Annotated in this window: 19 protein-coding genes; all 19 read right to left on the reverse strand. The window is 51.2% G+C overall.

The window, feature by feature from the left end:
• Positions 1 to 52 precede the first annotated feature (52 nt).
• Positions 53 to 451 (reverse strand): RidA family protein, encoded by a 399-nt coding sequence (locus tag MKX74_RS16770; RefSeq protein WP_341179180.1) that lies wholly within the window; start codon positions 449 to 451, stop codon positions 53 to 55.
• A 389-nt stretch (positions 452 to 840) separates the two neighbouring features.
• Positions 841 to 1,509, reverse strand: coding sequence for a ribulose-phosphate 3-epimerase (gene rpe / locus MKX74_RS16775; RefSeq protein ID WP_018887558.1), 669 nt, complete (start codon positions 1,507 to 1,509; stop codon positions 841 to 843).
• 3 nt (positions 1,510 to 1,512) lie between these two features.
• The gene (gene rsgA / locus MKX74_RS16780; protein WP_018887557.1) at positions 1,513 to 2,430 is read right to left on the reverse strand and encodes a ribosome small subunit-dependent GTPase A; all 918 of its coding nucleotides are present in this window, start codon (positions 2,428 to 2,430) and stop codon (positions 1,513 to 1,515) included.
• Between the two features lie 123 nt (positions 2,431 to 2,553).
• Positions 2,554 to 4,776, reverse strand: coding sequence for a Stk1 family PASTA domain-containing Ser/Thr kinase (gene pknB / locus MKX74_RS16785; RefSeq protein WP_018887556.1), 2,223 nt, complete (start codon positions 4,774 to 4,776; stop codon positions 2,554 to 2,556).
• The gene (locus MKX74_RS16790; protein WP_025680574.1) at positions 4,776 to 5,549 is read right to left on the reverse strand and encodes a Stp1/IreP family PP2C-type Ser/Thr phosphatase; all 774 of its coding nucleotides are present in this window, start codon (positions 5,547 to 5,549) and stop codon (positions 4,776 to 4,778) included. Before MKX74_RS16790 ends, pknB begins: the two co-directional genes overlap by 1 nt.
• A 7-nt stretch (positions 5,550 to 5,556) precedes the next feature.
• Entirely contained in the window at positions 5,557 to 6,600 is a 1,044-nt protein-coding gene (gene rlmN / locus MKX74_RS16795) for a 23S rRNA (adenine(2503)-C(2))-methyltransferase RlmN (RefSeq protein WP_018887554.1), read from the reverse strand.
• A gap of 450 nt (positions 6,601 to 7,050) precedes the next feature.
• Entirely contained in the window at positions 7,051 to 8,508 is a 1,458-nt protein-coding gene (gene rsmB / locus MKX74_RS16800; protein ID WP_018887553.1) for a 16S rRNA (cytosine(967)-C(5))-methyltransferase RsmB, read from the reverse strand.
• Positions 8,505 to 9,491, reverse strand: coding sequence for a methionyl-tRNA formyltransferase (fmt, locus tag MKX74_RS16805; protein WP_341179181.1), 987 nt, complete (start codon positions 9,489 to 9,491; stop codon positions 8,505 to 8,507). Before fmt ends, rsmB begins: the two co-directional genes overlap by 4 nt.
• Before the next feature lie 11 nt (positions 9,492 to 9,502).
• Positions 9,503 to 9,994 (reverse strand): peptide deformylase, encoded by a 492-nt coding sequence (gene def / locus MKX74_RS16810; RefSeq protein WP_018887551.1) that lies wholly within the window; start codon positions 9,992 to 9,994, stop codon positions 9,503 to 9,505.
• 81 nt (positions 9,995 to 10,075) lie between these two features.
• A complete protein-coding gene (priA, locus tag MKX74_RS16815; protein ID WP_341179182.1) occupies positions 10,076 to 12,610 on the reverse strand; it encodes a primosomal protein N' in 2,535 nt (844 codons plus the stop codon).
• 5 nt (positions 12,611 to 12,615) lie between these two features.
• A complete protein-coding gene (gene coaBC, locus MKX74_RS16820) occupies positions 12,616 to 13,836 on the reverse strand; it encodes a bifunctional phosphopantothenoylcysteine decarboxylase/phosphopantothenate--cysteine ligase CoaBC (RefSeq protein WP_341179183.1) in 1,221 nt (406 codons plus the stop codon).
• Between the two features lie 93 nt (positions 13,837 to 13,929).
• A complete protein-coding gene (rpoZ, locus tag MKX74_RS16825) occupies positions 13,930 to 14,130 on the reverse strand; it encodes a DNA-directed RNA polymerase subunit omega (RefSeq protein ID WP_018887548.1) in 201 nt (66 codons plus the stop codon).
• Positions 14,131 to 14,191: 61 nt separating this feature from the next.
• Positions 14,192 to 14,764 (reverse strand): guanylate kinase, encoded by a 573-nt coding sequence (gene gmk / locus MKX74_RS16830; RefSeq protein ID WP_018887547.1) that lies wholly within the window; start codon positions 14,762 to 14,764, stop codon positions 14,192 to 14,194.
• A gap of 13 nt (positions 14,765 to 14,777) precedes the next feature.
• Positions 14,778 to 15,038: an extracellular matrix/biofilm regulator RemA gene (gene remA / locus MKX74_RS16835; protein ID WP_005548256.1), complete on the reverse strand. Its 261-nt coding sequence runs from the start codon at positions 15,036 to 15,038 to the stop codon at positions 14,778 to 14,780.
• Between the two features lie 53 nt (positions 15,039 to 15,091).
• A complete protein-coding gene (locus MKX74_RS16840) occupies positions 15,092 to 15,982 on the reverse strand; it encodes a YicC/YloC family endoribonuclease (RefSeq protein ID WP_018887546.1) in 891 nt (296 codons plus the stop codon).
• 35 nt (positions 15,983 to 16,017) lie between these two features.
• Positions 16,018 to 17,916, reverse strand: coding sequence for a bifunctional homocysteine S-methyltransferase/methylenetetrahydrofolate reductase (locus MKX74_RS16845; protein WP_341179184.1), 1,899 nt, complete (start codon positions 17,914 to 17,916; stop codon positions 16,018 to 16,020).
• Positions 17,917 to 18,100: 184 nt separating this feature from the next.
• Positions 18,101 to 19,129, reverse strand: a complete 1,029-nt coding sequence (locus tag MKX74_RS16850; protein ID WP_018887544.1) for a hypothetical protein — start codon at positions 19,127 to 19,129, stop codon at positions 18,101 to 18,103.
• A 175-nt stretch (positions 19,130 to 19,304) separates the two neighbouring features.
• On the reverse strand, positions 19,305 to 20,135 hold the full coding sequence (dapF, locus tag MKX74_RS16855) for a diaminopimelate epimerase (RefSeq protein ID WP_018887543.1): 831 nt from the start codon (positions 20,133 to 20,135) through the stop codon (positions 19,305 to 19,307).
• Positions 20,136 to 20,393: 258 nt separating this feature from the next.
• Positions 20,394 to 23,192, reverse strand: a complete 2,799-nt coding sequence (locus tag MKX74_RS16860; protein ID WP_018887542.1) for a calcium-translocating P-type ATPase, SERCA-type — start codon at positions 23,190 to 23,192, stop codon at positions 20,394 to 20,396.
• Positions 23,193 to 23,266 lie beyond the last annotated feature (74 nt).

The raw sequence follows: 23,266 nt of genomic DNA on the forward strand, positions 1-23,266 counted from the left end.
TGCATCAGTCTTCAGGCCTATGACTTTCTAACGGACAGTATTGCCTGTCAGCTTATACCTTGGCTGCCCAGATCTCGATCTCAATCTTGATCTCTGGCAAGCCTAGCTCCGATATGTAGCCAATGGTCATCGCCGGAAAGGTCTCGCTGAATAGCCGTCCCCACTCAGCATATAAATGCTCCCAATCAATCTTGTCAACGGCCCATATATTCACCTTGATGACATCGGAGGCAGTTAGCTGCTCAGATGCAAGCACCATCTGAATGTTGCGAAACGTATTGCTGATCTGTTCATTCATGGACTTAGGGAATTGTCCCTGTGAATCGACTCCTACTTGGCCTGAAGTCACGAACAGCTCGGCATTTCTAGGAATGCGGGTGATATGCGTGTACTGGCCGACAGGCGCTGGCACACCCTCTGGATTCCGTCGTGTTATTGCTGTGTTGTTCATTATACATCCACCTCATCAATTTGGATTGTCCTGCTTGTCTTCTCTAATAGCCCTGAGATACATCTGTAATTGGACAGACTGATCCCATTGTCAAAATTCTAGAAAAAGACAGCAATAGAGTACCCATAGCCAACAGCTAACGAGTGTAGTGTTCTTTTCTTCATGCCTGGGCAGCTCCTCTCCGCAAATTGATAAGGATATTAAATAAAACCCTGCCAATGATTTTAGCACACTACGAGTTGAACAGCAAACAAGCCCTTGTCTACAGAAGGTAGAACAGGGCCTGTGTGCATCGGACATGACACTCTCGTGGAGGTGTATGAGTTAAATTTATACTATTCAAATATAATATTATACCGTCTCATGAGAAAGTGCCTTCAACCAAAAGATCAGAGTACTCGACCCTCAGCATGTGCGCGGATCGAAGCAATGGCAGCGGCACGATCCTCTCGTCCGAATACAGCACTGCCAGCCACTAGAACATCAGCGCCTGCCTCCGCTACCAGAGCTGCGGTGGACTCGGCTATACCGCCATCCACTTCAATATGTACGTCTGGACGCCCCAGCTCGTTAAGCCAGGAACGTATTTGTCTGATTTTTCCGAGCGTGCCTGGAATGAAGGATTGCCCTCCAAAGCCAGGATTAACCGTCATCACCAGCACCATATCCACATCATTCAGTACTTCCTTAATGACATAAGGGGAAGTTCCTGGATTCAGAGCCACTCCACACAATGCGCCCTGCTCCTTGATCATATGCAGCACTCGATGCAGATGCGTACAGGCCTCTGCATGAACCGTCACAACATTAGCTCCAGCCTTGATGAAATCCGTAACATAGCGCTCTGGCTGCTCGATCATTAAATGAACATCAAGCGGAAGATTGGTATACGGGCGGATCGCCGCCGTAATGGCTGATCCCAAGGTTATATTAGGCACAAAATGACCATCCATAACGTCTACGTGAATCCAGTCTCCACCTCCAGCCTCAGCCGCAGCTACCTCACTGCCCAGTCGGGCAAAATCTGCTGACAAAATCGATGGCGCGATCTTTACCATACTTCAGTACCTCCGCTTCTTCTCTTTCATTTCCTCCATGAACTGCACATAGCTGCTATATCGGCTGCGAGCAATCTCTCCGCTCTCAACAGCATCTCGGACCTTACAATCCGGTTCATGGATGTGTGTACAGGCTCGGAACTTGCAATCCGCCGACCGCTCTGAGAACTCCCGGAAGCATACAGACAATTCCTCCACGCCAAGCTCAAGAAAATCTAACTGGCTGAAGCCAGGTGTATCGGCTACCAGACCACCATGATCGAGCGGAATCAGCTCCACATGTCTGGTCGTATGCCGTCCTCTGCCCAGCTTATTGCTAATTGCGCTCGTCTCCAGAGCAAGCCCGGGTACAAGTGCATTCAGCATGGAGGATTTACCAACACCGGATTGCCCGGAAAAGACACTAATCTCTCCGGCCAGCATGGCTTTTAGTTCCTGTGTACCTTCTCCTGTAATCGAACTGGTCACCAGCACCCGGTATCCAATCTGCTCATAGAGCTCTCGTACCGTATCTAGAGCAGTGTCATTCTGTACCTGTTGCTCCAACAAGTCACGCTTCGTGAGACAAATAATCGTATCCAGCCCTGCATGCTCAATGTGAACCAGGAACTTGTCCATTAATGGGAGGTTGAGGTCAGGCTCACGCAGCGAGAATACCAAGACAGCGAGCGTCGTATTGGCTACAGGGGGACGAATCAGTTCTGTGCTTCTCGGATGAATCTCATCGATCATCCCTTCCCCATTCTCGGTATGAGAATACATCACGCGATCCCCCACCAGCGGCGAGACTCCTCTTTTCTTGAAAATTCCTCGCGCACGGCACTGAGTCACAGGTTCGTTCGGTAGAAGAGCTCCTTGCTCATCCACAGGAGCGGCATAATAATATCCGCTTAGCGCCTTAATAATCCGGCCTTCAGGCATATATCAGGATGTCCTCCTTTTGTTGAGTCAGTCGGCTCAGGCAGGATCTAGAAGAATCCTGCCTGAACGATGTTGTAGCCTATCAAGTATCGTTGTTGCTGGTGTTGCGTTTTTGTCATACTTTTAATTATTACCATTTCCATTTCCGTTATCATTACCGTTGCCATTTCCATTCCCGCGTCCCACATGCTGGCTTGCCTGCTTGATTGTGCTATTCGCTCCATTACCGCTATTCATGGCTGAAGGATCAGTCGTCTCGCCACCATTCTCCCCACCCGTAGCATCCGGTTGCTCTGGAGTAATTGCAGGATCTGCTTCTTCCTCTACAGGCGGTATCTCTGGCTCCGTGCCTGCAGGTGGAGCGACTTGTGGCATTTGAACGGTACCATTCTTGGCATCAACGTAAGTTACGATATAGTTATCTACAAATTTGCCATCACGTGTCACAGAGACGACCGCATCCTTGTTCGGACGCAGCAGCAGATCGACGGTGACAATCTGCGTGGTATTCAGGGTTCTTGTTCCCCAGTCCTGATTATCGCCACGGGCATCGGTAACAGTCACTTTGATCTTGGCATTCTTGCCTTCCTCTGCTGGTACTAATGGCAGCTGGAATGGCACCTTGATCGCTTCTGGCGGGTATCCTGTACTCACATAGATGGTAATCTCAGAGCCTGGGGCCACGTCCGCACCTGGTTCGAATGGCCATTGCTTCGTAACCTTGCCCTGCTCAATCTCATAGCTAGTCTCTTCCTTCACTGAGACAAGCTTAAGCTTCGCATCACTCAATTCCTTCTCCGCTTCAGCTCTGGACTTGTTCGTAAGATCAGGCATGGCTATTGTCTCAGAGCCTTTACTTACGGACAGCGTCACCTGTACCTCATCCGGATTGAATTCCTCATTTGCTGCAGGAATCTGATCCGTAACGGTTCCTTCATCTGCCGAGTCGTCAAAAACCTGCTTTTGCTTGATACGATCCTCGGTTATCCCCTTGGATACCAGCAAGCTGACTGCATCGTCATAAGATTGCCCGGTTACACTAGGCATTGGCGTGAGCGGCTTCTCCGTACCGACAGTCACCTGGATAAGCGAGCCTTCCTTCACTAGCGCCCCCTCGGGCTGGCTCTGCTTAAATATAATTCCGGGCTCAATCCCTTCCTTATACTCCTGCAGAACCGGATCTGCCAGCTCCAGGCCTTGTGCGGCCAAAGTCGCTCTCGCTTGTTCCTCGGTCTGTGTAACCAGATTAGGCACCTTGACGTCGGAGACCTCAAATGCCTTATCAACAACGATGACCAGCACGGCCATGAGCGCAAGTACTACAAGCGTTAGCGTGACCCAAAAGGCCAAGCGTTTCTTCTTCTTCGGCTGCTCAAGTGCTGTGTCCTCTTTCATTTCCTGCAATGAATCCCGTCCTCCACCGTTCCGTTGGGACATGCCCTGCTGATGCGGCTTGATTGCCGGGATAATTCGGGTCTGCTCCACGTCCTCTTCCACGTAGAACTCTGCTTTAGGTTCGTTCCTGCGCTCTGGCAGCAGACAGGTCTCCAGGTCAGCTAGCATCTCATCAGCCGACTGATAGCGTTCATCCGGATTTTTACGCATTGATTTCAGAATAACGTTCTCTACACTCTGAGGAATGAGCGGGTTCACACGGCGCGGCTCCTCGAATTCCTCCTGTAGATGCTTCAGTGCCACACTGATCGGGCTTTCACCCAAAAATGGCAGCTGGGCCGTGAGCATTTGATACAATACAATACCTAATGAGTACAAATCCGATTTCTCGCCAGTCGTAATGCCCTTTGCATGCTCAGGAGAAAAATAATGCACTGAACCGACAACAGAGCCTGTCTGTGTAATGGTCGTAGAGGTTACTGCTCTAGCGATACCAAAATCGGTTACCTTGACACGTCCATTCCGTCCAATAAGAATATTATGCGGCTTAATATCCCGATGAATAATCTGGCTTTGGTGGGCATGCTCAAGTGCATCACAGATTTGCGAAGCGATTCGAACAGCCTCATCCACTTGTAGCGGAGCACGCTCTTTGATAATTTCATTCAAATTCTGCCCCTCTACATACTCCATTACAATGTAATGCACCTCATCCTCCTGGCCAACATCATAAATACTGACCACATTAGGATGAGATAGGGACGCAGCAGACTGGGCTTCCCTGCGGAAACGACGAATGAACTCTTCATCATGCACAAACTGCTGACGGAGCACCTTGACAGCCACATAGCGATTCAGCAGTATATCCTGGGCCTTGTAGACAAGCGCCATGCCTCCGCCGCCGACACGTTCAATGATCTCATACCTTCCGCCCAACAGATGTCCGATCATCATTCATACCCCTTTTCATCAGCAGATGCCTCGGGACGCGGCTGCTCGAACAATGCAACCGTAATATTATCGTCGCCCCCCGCAAGCAATGCCAGATGAAGAAGCCGGTCCGCACGTTCCTCCAGCGGAATATCACCAGCTCCTACCACCTTGCCAATCTGTTGTTCGTTCACCAGGTTACTCAATCCATCGCTGCACAGCAGCAAGACATCACCTTGCTCTAGGCTAACTGCATCAAGGTCAACTTTGACCTCTGCATCTGTGCCCAGGGCACGCGTCAGTACATTACGACGCGGGTGACTCCCGGCCTCTTCTTTACTAATTTGCCCATTTTTGAACAATTCGTTCACTAGTGTATGGTCTTCCGTAATCTGCCGGACCTGACCACCGGATACGATATAAGCACGACTGTCCCCGATATGCCCTATGACACCTCTAGTATCATTCAGCAGCACGGCAACTACGGTTGTGCCCATGTTGTGATATTTATCATTTTTGGCAGCTGTCTGATAGATCACTTCATTCGCATGAAGAATGGCATCACTGAGCGCAGCTGACAAAGATTGTTCCGACAAGCCCGTCTCCAGCGTGGCCAGATCCGCAGCCAGTGTCTCAACAGCGAGACGACTAGCCGTATCACCTGCAAGGTGCCCTCCCATGCCATCAGCTACGATACCCAGAATGTAGCCCTGCTCCAAATGTCTGATCCAGGCTGAATCTTCATTAACGGAACGAACGCGTCCCACATGGCTGACATGAACTGTTTTAATCAAATGAACTTCACCCCAACTCCATATGCTTAGCCCGAAGCTGGCCGCATGCCGCGGCAATATCGTGGCCCTGTTCGCGACGGATGGTCACGTTGATGCCCTTCTCTGCCAGCTTGCGCTGGAATTTGAAAATGTCATTGCGTGAGGTACGGACGTATTTACGCTCAGGTACATGATTGACAGGAATGAGATTCACGTGGCACATCATATCCTTCAGCACATCTGCAAGCTCCTCTGCATGCTCCTCTCGATCATTCACGCCGCCGATCAAAGCATACTCGAATGTAATCCGCCGCCCTGTCTTCGCCAGGTAATAACGGAGTGAGTCCATTACGTCCTGGAACGGATAGCGACGATTCACTGGCATTAGCTTGGAGCGTAGCGCATCATTCGGCGCATGTATTGAGATCGCCAGATTAATCTGCGTATCTTCATCTGCAAATTTGTAGATATTCGGTACGATTCCGCTCGTAGACACCGTAATATGACGTTGCCCGATGTTTAGTCCTTTTTCATGAATCATCGTTCTGAGGAACGTCATGGTTGCTTCATAATTCTCGAATGGCTCGCCAGAACCCATGATAACAATGCTGCTGACACGCTCATCCCTGGTATCCAGGATTTTCTGTGCCTGGACTACCTGGGCCACAATCTCGCCAGCGGTCAGATTCCGTTTCAATCCACCCAGAGTGGACGCACAGAATGTACAGCCGATCCGGCAGCCCACCTGTGTGGTGACACAGATGCTGTTACCGTAATTGTGCTTCATAATAACCGTCTCAATCGCATGATCATCATGCAGCCCGAACAGGAACTTAACGGTTCCGTCCTTGGACTCCAGTCTTGTTATCTCCTTGAGCGTCACAAAGCTGAACTGCTCTTCAAGCTTCTCCCGCAGTGCCTTGGATAGGTTCGTCATTTCATTAAAATCATTCACACGCTTGACGTATAGCCAGTCGTAAATCTGACCTCCACGAAACGCCGACTCTCCCTGGTCCACAACCCACTGCTGCAGCTCCTCATAGGAGAGATCATATATAAAAGGTTTTGTCATATGTTATTCACACCTGTTCTTCCATTCATTGAATTCCTGCCCGTCTGACTGTAATCAACCCGTGCAGTTTAATTTTTCATTCTTCCTATTTTAGCACAAATGAAAGAAGCGGTAAAAAGCTTTCAATCGAGCCGGTCTGAACAAGGCATGAATGTCCTTGGCCAGACCTGCCCTTCGTGCTGTATAGGTTCAACTAAAGAGTCTTTACACTGGCCACTCCGACGACAGAACCACATTCTGATCGCCGTTATCCCAGGTTTCTTTTGATATCCTTGTCATCATTTGTCTCTCCGTGTCATGTCCGGTCCAGCAGCACAAAAGCCGCCGGTTATAGATAGCCGACGGCTTACTAGACAATTCCACGGCAATGCAGCCCACAAGTTAACGGGAAAACGCTTGTCTGCTTTAATAGCATCTCAGCCTGTTTCAACTTCCACAGGTGACCATGGCCTACTTCATTCGTTGCAGACGGGCTATGTAGAAGCCGTCACTTCGAAAATGTTGCGGTAGTATTTGCAGGGAGCCCTCCTTACGCAGGGCTTCAGGTACATGGCTCCAGATGGAAGAGTCATCAGGCATAAGCCTGAAGTCCGGATGCTCTTGGAGGAATCGTTGAATCTGTCGCTCATTTTCGTTCGGTTCAATCGTACATGTGCTGTACACCAAAATTCCACCCGGCCTCAGCAGTACGCTCGTCTGCCGAAGCAAGTCAGCCTGTAAGGCGACGATATCCTGTACGTCCTGCTCGGATTTGCTCCAGCGCAGGTCCGGCTTGCGTCGAATAACGCCAAAGCCTGAGCAGGGAGCATCGAGCAATATTCTGTCGAAACTGGACCCGGCATATCGTACACCAAGCTCCTGGGCATCCCCGGTCACTGCCTCAATGCTGTCCAGACCCAGCCGCTCCGCCTGCTCCTGAATAAGCTGTCGCTTATGTGGGTGGAGATCATTGGCGATAATGGCGCCCCGATCCTTCATCAACTCTGCCATATGCGCTGTCTTCCCACCAGGTGCAGCACAGCAATCGAGCACATGCATGTCAGGCTCCGGCGCTACAGCCTCTGCTACCAGCATAGAACTCTCATCCTGCACAGAAAGAAGTCCGTCCTGGTACCAGGATGTAAGCGCCATATTGCCTCCGCTTCTGACTACAATCCCATAAGAGCTAAGCTCGGAGGGAACAGCATCCAATCCCGCTGCCTTCATCTCCTCCAATAGTCGCTCCCGCGATGTCATCGTCGTATTGACTCTGACACTGACCACAGGCGGCTCATTGTTCGCACGACAGATCTGTTCAGCGACCGCCTCACCATACTGGGTAATCCAGCGCTCGACCAGCCATTCGGGATGCGAGTGCTCCAGAGCAATACGACGGGCAGTCGGTAGATCCGCCGAAATCTGCAGCTTGTCCGGTTCACGCAGCATACTGCGCAAGACGCCGTTCACCATGCCAGATATACCCTGATGTCCTCGACGCTTGGCTATATTCACAGCTTCACTGACGACAGCATGAGATGGAATCCGGTCCAGATACACTAGCTGATAGACACTCATGCGTAGCAGACAGCGGACCCAAGCCTGTAGCTTGGCCGTCCCCTTCTGTACAAAACGATCCAGCAGGTAGTCCAGTGTAAGGCGCCGAGCTATCGTGCCATACACCAATTCTGTAACGAGACCGCGGTCGTTCGGCTGTAAATTAGCCTGTTGCAAACTGTTGTTCAACTCCAGATTACTGTATGCCCCTTCGTTCTCCACTCCGAGCAGAACGTCCAGCGCCACCTCACGAGCTGTGCGTTGCCGAGAAGTTTGCTTGCCTCCTGTCTGCTGTCGGTTCCCCGAGGAAGGCTTGTTCCCAGAGCGCGGTTTGCTCCCTTGCTCTGTTTGAGCCTTGCGGTTGCCCCCGCTCATGACAGGACCGTTCCCATCTTCATTTGTCCACCACGAGCAAATGAGCCTGCATCCATAACCTTCTTGCCCGCAGGCTGAACCTCGCGCAACCAGATACTTCCATCTCCAGTTCGCACCTCAATCCCATGCTCATTCACTTGCAGAACCTTGCCAGGAGCATCCGATTCCGTATACGTGTGTGAAAGGCTGGAATCAGCGTCCTGTCCATGAAGTGAAGATTGTGGCGGGGCAGCAGCCCACACCTTGAACACCTGTTCATCCCACATCGTGTAGGCACCAGAGAACGGAACGAGACCACGAATGCGATTATATATAGCCAACGAGGAGTCACTCCAGTTGATTCGCTCGTCTTCCCGTGTCAGATTGCGGGCAAATGTTGCGTCAGCATCGTTTTGCGGAGTGCGGCTGTTGGTTCCCTCTAGCACCGACGGAAGCTGCTCCAATAACAGCTTGGCGCCTGCCTCGCTCAGCTTGGAGAATATCGTACCTGAGTTATCCTCCAGCAAAATAGGTACCTCGACCTTCGCAATCATATCTCCCGTATCCAGCCCTTCCGCCATATACATCAAGGTGACTCCCGTTACCTCTTCCCCTTGAATAATGGCACGCTGGATCGGTGCTCCGCCCCGATAGCGTGGCAGAAGCGAGCCATGCACATTTAGACAGCCATGGCGTGGCATGTCCAGAACAGATTTGGGCAGAATTTGTCCATAGGCAGCCGTAACAATCAGATCCGGCTCCCATGCTGACAGCTCCTCCACAGCCTCCGGGTTACGCAAGCGTACAGGCTGCATGACAGGTAGACCATGGCGAAGAGCCGCCTCCTTCACCGGGGTTGGAGTCAACACCCGCTTGCGTCCTTGCGGCTTATCCGGCTGGGTTACAACACCCACCACTTGGTAGCCCTCAGCAAGCAGTGCCTCCAAGGAAGGCACTGCGAACTCAGGAGTCCCCATAAAGACGATCCGTGTGGAACTCTTCATCTGGATCACCCCTATTTGCGGCTATTTGGTCCCGGCTTCTCCGGAGACACCGCGTATATTTTTTCAGCAATATCCGTAAACAGTACCCCATTCAGATGGTCGATCTCATGCTGGAAGGCACGGGACAGAAGACCTGTCGCCTTCACAGTAATCGGTCTTCCTTCACGATCCAGCCCTTGTACCGTCACCTGCTCTGCACGGCGCACATCACCGTTGAAGCCTGGAATGCTCAGGCAGCCTTCAGCTCCAAATTGCTCTCCATCCTGCTCTATAATGACCGGATTGATCATTTTGATAAGGCCATGCTCGTCACCGGCATCGACGACGATCAATCTTTTGAGGATACCTACCTGCGGCGCAGCCAGTCCTACTCCCTCGGCGTCATACATCGTATCAGCCATATCATCCAGCAGCTTCTGAACGTTGCCGTTAATCTTGGTAACTTCCTTGGCAACCTTGTGCAATACATCATCAGGCTCTTTTACAATCATTCTAATCGACATAACTTAAATACACCTTCCTCTATCCTCAGCAATTTACTTAAAATATCTCTGTTCATTCATATATATATGCAGCTCATGAGCCTACATTAACATTTGTGGGTCTACATCAAGACTGATCTGAAGCTGTTGTGCCTGTGCGGCCTCTCCTAATTCATCAGCCGTTCTGCGCGCCAACTCGATGACGTCGATAGTCCCACGCCATTTTATCATACATTGGAATCGGTATCTATTCTTGATTCTCGGTATGGGCGAAGCTACGGGACCCAAAATATCCATAACATCAGCTGTAAAACGATCCATATTCCCGAACCAACCAAGTCGCCGCGCCTTCTCCTGAAGCAGTGCCGTGTAGTTCTCCGCCAGACGGACAAGCACAGGCAACTGCTCATGCGTGAAGGTAACAAGAATCAGCCGGCAGTAAGGGGGATAATGCAGATTACGACGATGCTTCAGCTCATCACGAATGAAGGAGGCATAATCGTGTCGGCTCGCATGAATGATGGAGTAATGATCCGGTGTGTAGGATTGTACAAAGACCTCACCAGGAAGCTGATGTCTGCCTGCTCGGCCAGCCACCTGTGTCAACAGCTGAAACGTCTTCTCTGCTGCACGGAAATCCGGCAAATTGAGTGCAGAATCAGCAGTGATTACTCCTACCAAGGTGACGTCAGGGAAATCAAGCCCCTTGGCAACCATCTGCGTTCCGAGCAGGACATCTGCCTTCTTCTCCCGGAAGCTCGTCAGGAGCTTTTCATGGGAGCCCTTCTCCGTGGTAGTATCCACATCCATACGAATGACGCGAATCCCGGGGAATAGCTTGGCCAGTTCCTCTTCCACCCTCTGCGTCCCTGTCCCGAAATATCGGATATGCTCACTGCCACAGTCCGGGCATACCTCGGGAGCCTGAGCGGCATATCCACAATAGTGACATCGCAGATTGTGCGAGCGCTGATGATAGGTGAGGGAGATGTCACACTCAGGACAGCCTGCCACATAACCACAGCTGCGGCACATCACGAACGTAGAGTAGCCACGGCGATTCAACAGCAGTACCGTCTGCTCCCCCCGTTCCAGACGCTGGGCAATTCCCTGATGCAAGGAACGGCTGAACATGGAGCGATTGCCTGCACGTAGCTCCTCTCTCATATCCACGATATGAACCTCAGGTAACGTATTGCCAAGCGCACGCTGATTCATTTCCAAGAGAAGCGGAGCGAATTCGTCATTGCTCTGGGAGCGGGCTGCATGGTAGCTCTCCAGCGCTGGCGTAGCCGAGCCCAGAATTACAACCGCTCCATGCTGATGTGCACGTGTCACAGCTACATCTCGCGCATGATACTTAGGCGTCTCCTCTTGCTTGTAGGAGCCCTCGTGCTCTTCATCCATAATAATGAGACCAAGCCTGTCGAACGGAGCAAATACAGCTGAGCGTGCACCGATGGCGACCTTGACACGTCCCTCTCTGATTTTACGCCATTCATCATAACGCTCCCCGCCAGACAAACGGCTGTGCATGACGGCCACCTGATCACCAAATCTTCCCTTGAAGCGCTCGACCATCTGAGGAGTCAATGAGATTTCAGGTACAAGCACAATCGCTTGCCGTCCTTGTTCAATACAGCGGCTAATGCTCTGCAGGTAGATTTCAGTCTTACCACTACCTGTCACTCCATGCAGCAGAAAAGAACCATGTTCATAGGATTCAAGTTGTCGTATCACACGGTCATAGACTGCTTGTTGCTCTGTAGTCAGTTGCAGTGGACTTGAGGGCTTGAAATGCCGACCTTTGTATGGGTCACGGAACACCTCAACATCCTCAATCTGCAGAAGTCCCTTGCTCTCCAGTGCCTTAACCGTTGCAGCCGAGGTGCTAAGCGAAGTCAGAATCTCCTTGAGCGACAGCGGCAGGAACTCACGACGCTCCAGCAGGAAGCTCAAGACCTCCTTCTGTCTCTGCGCTTTCTTCGAAAAGCTGTCCAGCGCAAGTTCTGCTTCGCCCGGGGACACGGCAAGATTGACAGCCTTCAGCGTCTTCTTACCTACCTTATCCTTGATGACCTGATTCTCCTGCAGGACTCCCCTGCGTAGCAGCGACTTGATTACTGTGGCTTCACTCGGAAAATGGCGACTGAGCTGCTGCAGCGTCAGTTCGCCCTTGTTGCGTACAAAATGTACAATGTTGCGCTCAACCGGATCACTCATCCCATCATCTGCAAGCAGCACACCTGCTTCTTCGGCATCCGGGTCTGAGTCTGGCTCTGCCCAGGTCACATAACGCTCCGCTTTACCTTTTAACGCAGTCGGAATCATGGCTTGTAAAGCTACAATGTGATTGCAGGCATAACGTTTACTCATCCAGGCCCCAAGCTCCAGCAAATCCATGGATAGCGGGGGGACAAGATCCAACAGCTCCTGAATCGGTTTCAGCTTGAAACGGGTCTGCTCCGGCTTCGGCTCAATAGATGTTACAAAGCCTTGAACTGTCCGCTTGCCAAAGGGTACAGCGACTCTGCTGCCTGGTTCAATCCAGGTGCGCAGTGTCTCTGGGATTAAGTAATCAAAGGCACGGTCAGTGGCCTTCGCAGGAACATCCACGATGACTTTAGCAATATTCATCTGACTCACTCCGATCGAAGCCGCTCCGCTGCAATAAGTAACAGACGCCGGGCAATCTCCTGTTTGGACATGAGCGTCAGTTGCTCCACCAGACCATCCCTGTCATAGATCTGCACCGCATTGGTATCCGTTCCGAAGCCAGCCCCTTCCATCGTCACATCATTCGCAACGAGAAGGTCACAATTTTTACGAGCAAGCTTTCCGCGTGCATTCTCCTCAAGCTGCTCCGTCTCGGCCGCAAAGCCTATCAAATATTGATGTTGCTTGTTCTGTCCCATGGTCTCCAGAATATCAACGGTCTTGACCAGCTCCAGAACAAGGGTATCTCCATGCTTTTTCATTTTGTGTGCAGCAGCCTCCTTCGGACGAAAATCCGCAACCGCCGCTGCCATAATAACAATATCACTGTCATCCCACTGCTCTTTAACCGCCTGATGCATCTCATCGGCCGATTGGACCCGCTCCGGTACGATCCCGACAGGCAATGGCGCGGTGGTATGGGCAGCGATCAGATGCACATCAGCTCCCAGCTGGCGTGCGGCACTCGCGATGGCGAAGCCCATTTTGCCAGATGAATCATTCGTGATGTATCGGACCGGATCAATCCGCTCCACCGTCCCCCCGGCAGTAACGACAACCTTACGACCTTCCAGCGGCTTCTGTTTCAAGTCTATGCCCTGTTGTTGCTCGAAGAAACGCTCCACTACCTGCACAATGGTCTCAGGCTCCTCCAGACGACCCTTGCCAACATAACCACAGGCCAACTGGCCTTCTCCAGGCTCAATCATCATGACGCCACGCTCTACCAGCGTCTGCATATTCTCCATGACAGCAGGATGTGTATACATATGGACATTCATGGCCGGCGCTACCATAATCGGAGCAGTCGTCGCAAGTAATGTCGTCGTCAGCATGTCATCTGCGAGCCCAAGTGCCATTTTGCCAATGGTATTAGCCGTAGCTGGTGCCACAAGCACCAAATCTGCTGAATCAGCCAAGTCGATATGGGATATGACTGAAGCATTTCGCTCGTCGAACGTATCTGTATAGACAGGATTTCGGGTTAACGATTGGAGTGTGAGCTCGGTGATGAACTGACGGGCCGAGTCAGTCATAATGACATGTACGCTCGCGCCCTTTTGGGTTAATTTACTGCATAGCATGGCTGCCTTATATGCCGCAATCCCCCCCGTGACACCCAGTACAATGGTTTTCCCCTTGATCATTACCAATTCCCCCTGACAGAAAAAAATAACAACCTTGCGGTTGTCAAAAAAGTAGGCTGAACGCCGATTTCTTTATCTGTATTTAAAAGCCTTCTAGTCCTCGGTACGCTCTACCCGCACATGATCATTGTAGATCTCTTCAAGCGCCACACCCACGTACTTGTGGGATTTCGGTTGCTTCAGCTCTGATTTCTCTCCCTCACGCAGCAGACGCGCACGACGTGAAGCCGCTACGACCAGTGAGTATTTACTGTCAACTTTATTCATCATTTCATCAATGGACGGATACAACATGATAGTACACCTCTTCATGGTTAAAAGTATTTTGCTGCTATTTGCAGCTTGCTACAGCTTGTTACAGACGTACTTTGCAATGCTCGGCAGTGATAATGGATTCAATCCGCTTGCAGGCCAATTCAATCTCGTCATTTACCACAGCATAATCGTAATGCCGGATCAGATTCATCTCATCCACAGCTACGGACATGCGGTGATCAATGACCGCTGAGTTCTCTGTACCTCTTCCACGGATGCGGTCCTTGAGCTCATCCAGCGATGGTGGCAGCAGGAATACAAATATCCCCTCAGGGAAGCTTTCCTTCACCTGCAAGGCTCCCTGCACTTCAATCTCCAAGAAGATATCCTTGCCCTGATTCAATGTCTCTTCCACGAAAGCACGCGGTGTGCCATAACAGTTCCCAACATACTCAGCATGCTCAAGCAACTGACCATTCAAGATCATGGACTCGAACTCTTCGCGGGTCTTGAAGAAATAGTTGACTCCGTCCTCCTCACCCAAGCGTGGCGAGCGAGTCGTCGCCGATACGGAATACGTCAGCTCCGGAAGTCGCTTCCGAAGTGCGTTGCCTACCGTTCCTTTGCCAACCCCTGACGGGCCGGATAATACAATCAATAGTCCCTTAGCCATATTACACTCCATTTTATTCATCATTGTCATCATCTTTGGTGGATAAACGATGGGCAACCGTCTCCGGCTGCACCGCAGACAAAATGACATGGTCACTGTCTGTAATAATTACCGCTCTGGTACGACGTCCATAAGTCGCATCAATCAGCATATGCCGATCTCTGGCCTCCTGGATAATGCGCTTGATCGGCGCCGATTCCGGGCTTACGATCGAGATGATGCGATTAGCCGACACAATGTTACCAAAGCCGATATTGATCAATTTAATAGCCATAATCCGGATTTTCCCCCTATACAAGTGACTGTAGCCGACAAGCCTGCAGGAAGCTACTCAATATTCGCAGCTTGTTCACGAATCTTCTCAAGCTCCGCCTTTAATTCCACAACCCGGGTGACCAATTCCAGATGATTCGCCTTGGACCCGATGGTGTTCACTTCCCTGTTCATTTCTTGAATTAAGAAATCCAATTTACGGCCAGCGGGCTCGTCCGATGACAGAAGTCCCTTGCATTGACCAAAATGGCTTTGCAGCCGGGTCAGCTCTTCATCAATGTTACAGCGATCGGCAAATAACGCAATCTCCATGCCTAATCTGTGCTCATCCAGCGAAAAGGAACCATCCTGCAGCTCTGCAAGCCTCTGCCGCAGCTTGATCCTGTAGTCCGCCACCACCGTCAGAGAAAGTTCGGCAATCTCGGCATGCAGTCCCTCCAGACGCGCAATACGGGACTGCAGGTCACGTACCAGATACTCGCCTTCCCTGCGTCGCATCGCCACCAGCCCGAGACAAGCCTCTCTGAGACCCTCGAGCAGAAGTTGGCTCCAGGCTGCATCATCCTGCTCTGCGTCCTGACCTTCAGCAGAAGTGAATATATCCGGCAGAGCCAATAGATCGCTAATACCAAGTTGCCCTTCCATGCCGTAGCGGCTGGCCAGCTCTCTGGAAGCCTGCAGATAGGCCTCAACAGCCACGTGGTTCAGTCGAACAGGCCGTGTCTGTTCCTCTTCCCGCTCGCGTTGAATGAATACATCGATTCTTCCGCGCTTGACGTGCTGTTGCACCTCTTTTCTCAAGCCGTCTTCAAACCGGGTCCATTCCTTCGGAATCCGCAACGACACCTCGCAATAGCGATGATTGACGGATTTGACCTCGAAGCGTACCTTGTAGCCTCCATAATTGAGGACGGCTTGACCGTATCCGGTCATACTTAATGACATCGGCATCACATCCATTATTCTATTGTAATTGATTATTATGGACGAGACAAGGGGGCCGGACGGGCACCTGTTTTTTGCCATACATAGTCAGTCAGCTCAGCAGTCATTTCATAGAACATAAATGGTGTCATGAAGTAGATGCCGTTAAAGTGCTCCAGAGCGGTGTCCAGCAGCTCCTTGGCGATCTGAACTCCCATCGCCCTACCCTCGCTGCCCTCCAGTCCTGACATACGCTGGCGGACCTCCTCAGACAATTGAATGCCTGGTACCTCATTGTGCAAGTATTCGGCATTCCTTCCACTAGCCAGCGGCATAATGCCAAGGAAGATCGGCACCTCCAGATGCTTCGTCTCCTCTTTGATCTGGACAATCAGCTCTCTGTCATAGACAGGCTGTGTCATAATGTAATCCGCACCTGCAGTTATTTTCTTTTCAAGACGCTGCACAGCCTTATTCAAATGCTTTACGTTCGGATTAAACGCTGCTCCGACCACAAATTTGGCCTTTTGCTTAAGAGGATTACCTGAGAAGGCAACGCCGTCATTCAACTGCTTGATCATACGAATGATCTCAAAGGAAGTCATGTCATATACGGAGCTTGAACCCGGAAGATCACCGAAGCGCGCAGGGTCACCCGTAACGGCAAGCACATGGTCAATGCCTAAGGCATCGAAGCCCATCATATGCGATTGCGTACCAATCAGGTTACGATCCCTACAGGCGATGTGGATCAGGGGACGTACTCCTACTTCCGTCTGGACAAGCTGACCAAGCGCCATATTGCTCATTCGAGTCACAGCTAGTGAGTTATCTGCCATCGTCAGAGCATCCACTCCAGCTGCCTTCAGCGCCTTGGCTCCCAGCATGAATTTGCGAATATCCAGATCTCTCGGTGGATCTAGCTCTACGATTACAGTATGGCGTTCCTTCACCAGCTCAACAAGCGAAGGCCCTCCTGGGGGAATGATCTGCTCGGAATCCGTGACCTTGTTTGATTCCGGCTCAACCTGAGCGAGCTCATCCACCGTAATAGTCAGCAGCTTCGGCTCTGTTGCTAGTAGCGGAGCCGTGTAGCTCTTAAGGGCGCCTGCCACCGCGCGAATATGATCAGGTGTTGTTCCGCAGCAGCCTCCGATTATGCGTGCACCCTGCTCTGCAAATGTTATTGCACATTCTGCCATATATTCAGGTGTAGCACCGTAGATATATTGTCCGTCCACATAATCTGCCAACCCTGCATTTGGATAGACGGACATCGGGATCTCCAGTGGTCCATCCAGCGTCTCCAGAACGCTCATGATACCTTTGGGTCCGGAATGACAGTTGAAGCCGAGTACATCGGCCCCCTCCTGCTTCAGGATGGAAAAAGCCTGACGAATACTGTAGCCATCCGTAGTACGACCGATCTGATCTACACCGAATTGGCACACAACTGGCAGATTGGTATATTTACGAGCGCTCGCAAGCGCAATTCTCATTTCCTCAAGCTCGTAGAATGTCTCCATGAGCAGTCCATCCACACCCTCGGCGAGCATGGCCTCGATCTGCTGCTCATAGTTATACTGTAGCTCCTGATTCGTGATATCGGGGCGTTTCGCGCCGCGAATTGAGCCTACAGCACCTAGCACATAATTCTCCTGTCCCGCCGCCTCGCGGGCCAATCGGATTCCTGCGCGGTTAATCTCAACCACACTGCTCTCCAGACCATATCTGGCAAGCTTATATCGATTCGCTGAAAAGGTGTTGCTCTCCAGAACCTGAGCACCTGCTGCTACATAGCGGCGATGAACATCCGCTATAACCTCTGGTGAGCTGATGTTCAATTCCTCACAGGAGCTGCCTACCGGCACACCAAGCTGGTACAAGTAGGTTCCCATAGCCCCATCCCCAACTAGCGCACCGCGGTTCCAAGCTGTTCTCAAATCCCCTCTCATGCCTTCACTCCACCCTGTCACGTTGTTTCATACTAATGTATCACAAACCGACAGCAAACATAAGACATCGAAGTGAAAAAGGACCGAGATCGCTTCGGTATTGTCCGAAATATCCCTGTCCTCTTGACTGTGTTGTCCCCTATAATATTGCCTAATTCATCGACTGTCTGAGTATGTGACTCATTTATTGTAGCTTGCCATTCACCGGGCTTAGAGCCAGCTCGTAGAATACGCCTTTCTTATTGATCTTACCAACGAGAGTTGCTTGTCCTTTGCGTGTAAATGTATACTCATTGGCCTTGACACTCACGCTGTAGCCCGAGAGATCCATATTGAAGAGCTTCTTCGCAGCTGGTGAAGCTTTCGTTATAGCCTGAGCCGGAGTGTATTTCGGTTCAGCAAAAACCTTGTCAAACTCTGAGGCATTCTGCCAATCCACCTGAAACGTAGCTGCCTCATAAAGTCTACCTGTCTTGGAGCCAATTCTGACACTGTTAATCTCGTTGGCATCCTTCAGTACCCAGTAGGAGCTACCACTGCCCTCATCTCTGAATCTGGTGGCATACTGAAAGTTCACCTTGCTTCCGCTCAGCTCCTGAACGGCCTGCTTTCCGCGATCTAGCAGCGTCTTGGCCACCTTACTCACAGGATAGTCAGCCGTCATTGTAATTCTGTTGTCACTAGCTACATCTACATACAGCGACGAGGCTCGCTCTCCTGAGCCCCAGAATACCCAGTAATCCTTCGGATTGTTGTCCTGATAAGGTGACTTCACACGCCAAAAGGCTTCGAACTCCAAAGGCTCTGCAGGATTGAAGTCATGGGCGCTGCTCTTCACCTTTTGTCTTAGCGAGGCATCCAGCACCTTATCCACTGTCGAGATCTTATATCTGATAATCGTGGACTCTACCCGATTCTTGATCTTGCTATATTCAACCTGAAGCATAGCTGTTTCATTATTCAGTTGCCCTTCAACCAGCCACGTTGATCCCATATCCGAGACACTCTCAAAGGTAAAAGGCTCGTCTGTCAGCTCTGCCACAGCTTTCTTCAGGCTATTCGTGACCGTAGTCGTCAAGGAACCCAGCTTTTTCTCCGTTCCGTTATCACCGACCTCGGATGCCTGCACAACGCTTTCTGTTACCTGGCCAGGCACCGCCGCCAGCAGCATAATTGCAGCCAGGGATGCTGTAACCCATGTCCGTTTGCCCATCTCATGACCTCCCTTGCTGAATTACCCAAGGATGTACCCTTGAATCTACTTAATCTTTTCACCCACTAAATCTATGTACGAAACAACTGAACAAAATGTTGCCCGGAATTCTTCGAAGATTACAAGAAAAGAAGGCCGATTCAGCCTCCTTTTGCCTTTATACTGCTATTATCTGTTATATATTCCCATGATATACAATGGTAGCAGGGCCCGTCATATATACACGATCATTGTCCGTGCTCCATTCAATATGCAGATCACCACCAGCCAGACTGACCAGTGCTTCCCGATCAGCATAACCATTCATTACAGCAGCTACCAATGTCGCACACGCTCCTGTACCGCAAGCCAGTGTGGGCCCTGCACCACGCTCCCATACCCGCATATCCAGACGAGAACGATCTCGTACGGTGACAAATTCCACATTGGTCCGATTCGGGAACAACTCATGAGACTCCAGCAGCGGCCCCCAGCGATGCAGATCAAAGTCTGGAGCATCCTCCACAAAAATCACCGCATGCGGGTTCCCCATGGATACACCTGTAATATGAAAGGTATGCCCCTCTACCTCGACGGGCACATTTTTGATCTGCTCCATATCCAGGGTCATCGGGATGCTTAATCCGTGGAAGACTGGAGCCCCCATGTCTACACGAACCTGATCCACCTGCCCGTCCACAACAGTAAGCTTGACATGCTGGACTCCTGCTCCGCGCGTCTCTACCGTAAGCTCTTGCTTCTCGGTATGGCCTTGATCGTACACGTACTTCGCCACACAGCGTATGGCATTGCCGCATTGCTCCGCCTCTGACCCATCGGAATTAATGATCCGCATCCTGAAGTCCGCTTGCTCGGAGGGCAGTATATATACAATACCATCCGCTCCGATCCCAAAATGGCGATGGCACAAACGTTGAGCCAGCTCTGCTGCGTGCTTAGGAAGCTCCTGCTCTCCATAGATCACTATAAAATCATTTCCTAAGCCATGCATTTTTGTAAAATTCACTTTCTTCCACTCCTTCACAACGGTGCTGTCCGACTTTAAGTACGGATGGAAGAACAACTCCCCATCGTATATATATCGCTATCATAGCACGATAGTAAGGTGTGGGGAACTGTCTGCTGCTTTCTACTTTTAGTGTCTACTATTTGCTATTCACTTTATTCTACATCATGTTCTAGGTTACTGAACTCTAGACCAATACGCCATGAGCCGTCGGCCCATGGCGTATCCCATATTTGATGCAATATTATAACGACTAGTTTAGATCGGGGTTCGCAGATCGCGTCCCGTATAACCGCTGGCACTACGCATTCTTTGATTGCGTCGTCCACCCCAGACACTTCCTATGCCCATAAGGAAGGTAGGAATCCCTGCAGCTACGATACACAGTGCCCATTCTCTCAAGCCAAGCGGAACCGTTTTGAAGATCGGCTGCAATGACTCGGTGTACATTACTATGAGCATCAGCACGATGGATGACAGGACAGCCAGCACGAGATATTTATTTTGGAACGGATTCCGATGAAAGATCGAGCGGGAGCTTCGGCAGTCAAAGACATGAATCAACTGTGCGAGTACTAGGGTAGCAAATGCCACGGACTGGGCAAGAGCAAGCTGTGCCGGGTTCTCGGGAGCAATTCGAAGAGTTACCCAGAATGCACCGAGCGTACACAACCCGATGAGCAACCCGCGACTGATAATTTTCCACCCCAGTCGACGTGCAAAGATATTCTCCTTGGCCCCTCTAGGCTTGTGCTCCATTAAATCCTTCTCCGGCTGATCCACGCCCAGCGCCATTGCAGGCAAGCCATCCGTCACAAGATTGACCCACAGAATCTGGATGGGTAGCAACGGCAACGGCAGTCCCGCCATCACCGCGAAAAACATCGTCAGAATCTCTCCTACATTGGAAGCTAGCAAGTAACGAATGAATTTGCGGATATTCTCATATATATTGCGCCCTTCCTCAATGGCTGCAACGATGGTGGAGAAATTATCGTCTGACAGCACCAGTGATGCCGCCTCTTTTGTCACATCCGTTCCGGTCACACCCATCGCAATTCCGATATCCGCAGCCTTGATGGCTGGTGCGTCGTTCACACCATCACCGGTCATGGCGACAATATGATTGTTGCGCTGTAGTGACTTGACAATTCTGAGCTTGTGCTCAGGAGATACCCTTGCATATACAGACACCTGATCCACGGCCTTATCCAACTCATCATCACTCATGCCGCTCAGCTGGTGCCCTGTCAGCACCTGCGAAGATCGTCCCATAATACCAAGCTGCTGCGCAATGGCATGTGCCGTCGTCCCGTGATCTCCAGTGATCATGACCGTACGAATGCCTGCACGCTTGCACTTCGCTATGGCATCTCTAGCCTCACGGCGCGGAGGATCAATCATACCTGTCAGACCCACGAAGATGAGCTGTGTCTCCGCTTCCTCCGCATCCGCAAGCTCCTCCTGCAATCTTACATCACGATAAGCAATGCCAAGGACACGCAGTGCCTGCGATGCCATCTCTTCATTTGCCTTCATCACCATGGAGCGCAAGGTCCCCGTAAGAGGAGTCTTCTGTCCATTCCATAAAATATAGGAGCAGCGCTCCAGCAGCACATCAGGAGCCCCCTTACAATACAAGGAGCGACTCCCACCCTCATCGCGAACCAGTACAGACATCCGCTTGCGCTCAGAATCGAAGGGGAATTCCTGCTCCCGGCTGAAGGATTCCTCAAGCGAAGAACGGGTGATGCCTCCTTTGGCAGCAACCGTAATGAGCGCTCCCTCTGTAGGATCTCCCTTCAGATCCCAGACTAGCGAATCCTGCTCCTTGTCCTTTTTCTTGCCACGTTGGGAATCCAAAGGTACCTGAACAATCTCGGCATTGTTACATAAGGCCGCTCCTTTCAGCAGGAACTGTAGGGCAGGCTCACGCTGCAGGTGCACAGGTCTGTCCTCGCGCATAATATGCCCGGCAGGATCGTAGCCTTCACCGCTTACCGTAAGCGGGTTCCCGCCAAGCCATAGCTTGGTCACCGTCATTTTATTTTGAGTAAGCGTGCCTGTTTTATCTGAACAGATGATCGAGGCGCATCCTAGTGTTTCTACCGAAGGAAGCTTGCGCACAATCGCCTTGCGCTTGATCATGCGCTGGACTCCCAGCGCAAGTGCGATGGTGACGATCGCCGGAAGTCCCTCCGGAATCGCTGCTACTGCCAGACTCACCCCGGCCAGGAACATGCCAATGGCAGGCTGTCCATGCAGAATCCCGGCTACTACCACGACTACGGTTAGAGCGAGAGCGACACCAATAAGGATTTTACCGAGCTGCTCTAGCCTGTGCTGAAGTGGTGTCTCTTGTGCCTCCGTATTTTGGATCAGATCGGCGATCTTCCCCATCTCCGTAGACATGCCTGTACGAATAACGACCCCTTTGGCTGTACCTCGCGTCACCATCGTTCCCATGAAGCTTATGTTCTTCAGATCCCCTAGTGGAACCTCCTCCGCGGCAATTAGCTGACTGCTCTTGCTTGCAGGCACCGATTCTCCGGTCAATGCAGACTCCTCTACATCAAAGCTGTTCGTCTCCAGCAGGCGCACGTCAGCAGGAACTCGGTCACCACTTTCCAAAAGGATGATATCACCCGGTACCAGCTCCCTGGCAGGAACATGATGCACTTGTCCCTCCCGCAGCACCTTCGCAGATGGGGCAGACAGCTGCTTCAACGCTCGCAAGGATCGCTCTGCTCTGAACTCCTGTACGAAGCCGAGTAGTCCATTTAACACAATAATGGCGATAATCGTAATTGCATCCAGATATTCACCTAGCAGGCCCGAGATAATGGTGGCCCCCATCAGCACCAATACCATAAAATCCTTGAACTGATTCAGCAGCAGAGTAATCGGCGAGATCTTCTTGCCCTCGCTGAGTTCGTTCCAGCCCACTTCCTTTCTTCTGAGCGCTGCTTCTTCATGCTGTATTCCACTCTTCAGATCCACTTGAAGCTGCTCTTGTAACTCCCCGACATCTAACTGATGCCACCCCGTATGATTCATCGTCTCCTGTTCCCTCCCGGTCTAATAATCCGGGCCCCGGCCCTCTGCCGGAGCCTGATGTACCAGTCGTTTCC

The organism is Paenibacillus sp. FSL K6-1230 (genome assembly GCF_038002385.1).
In the GTDB taxonomy this organism is placed as follows: domain Bacteria; phylum Bacillota; class Bacilli; order Paenibacillales; family Paenibacillaceae; genus Paenibacillus; species Paenibacillus massiliensis.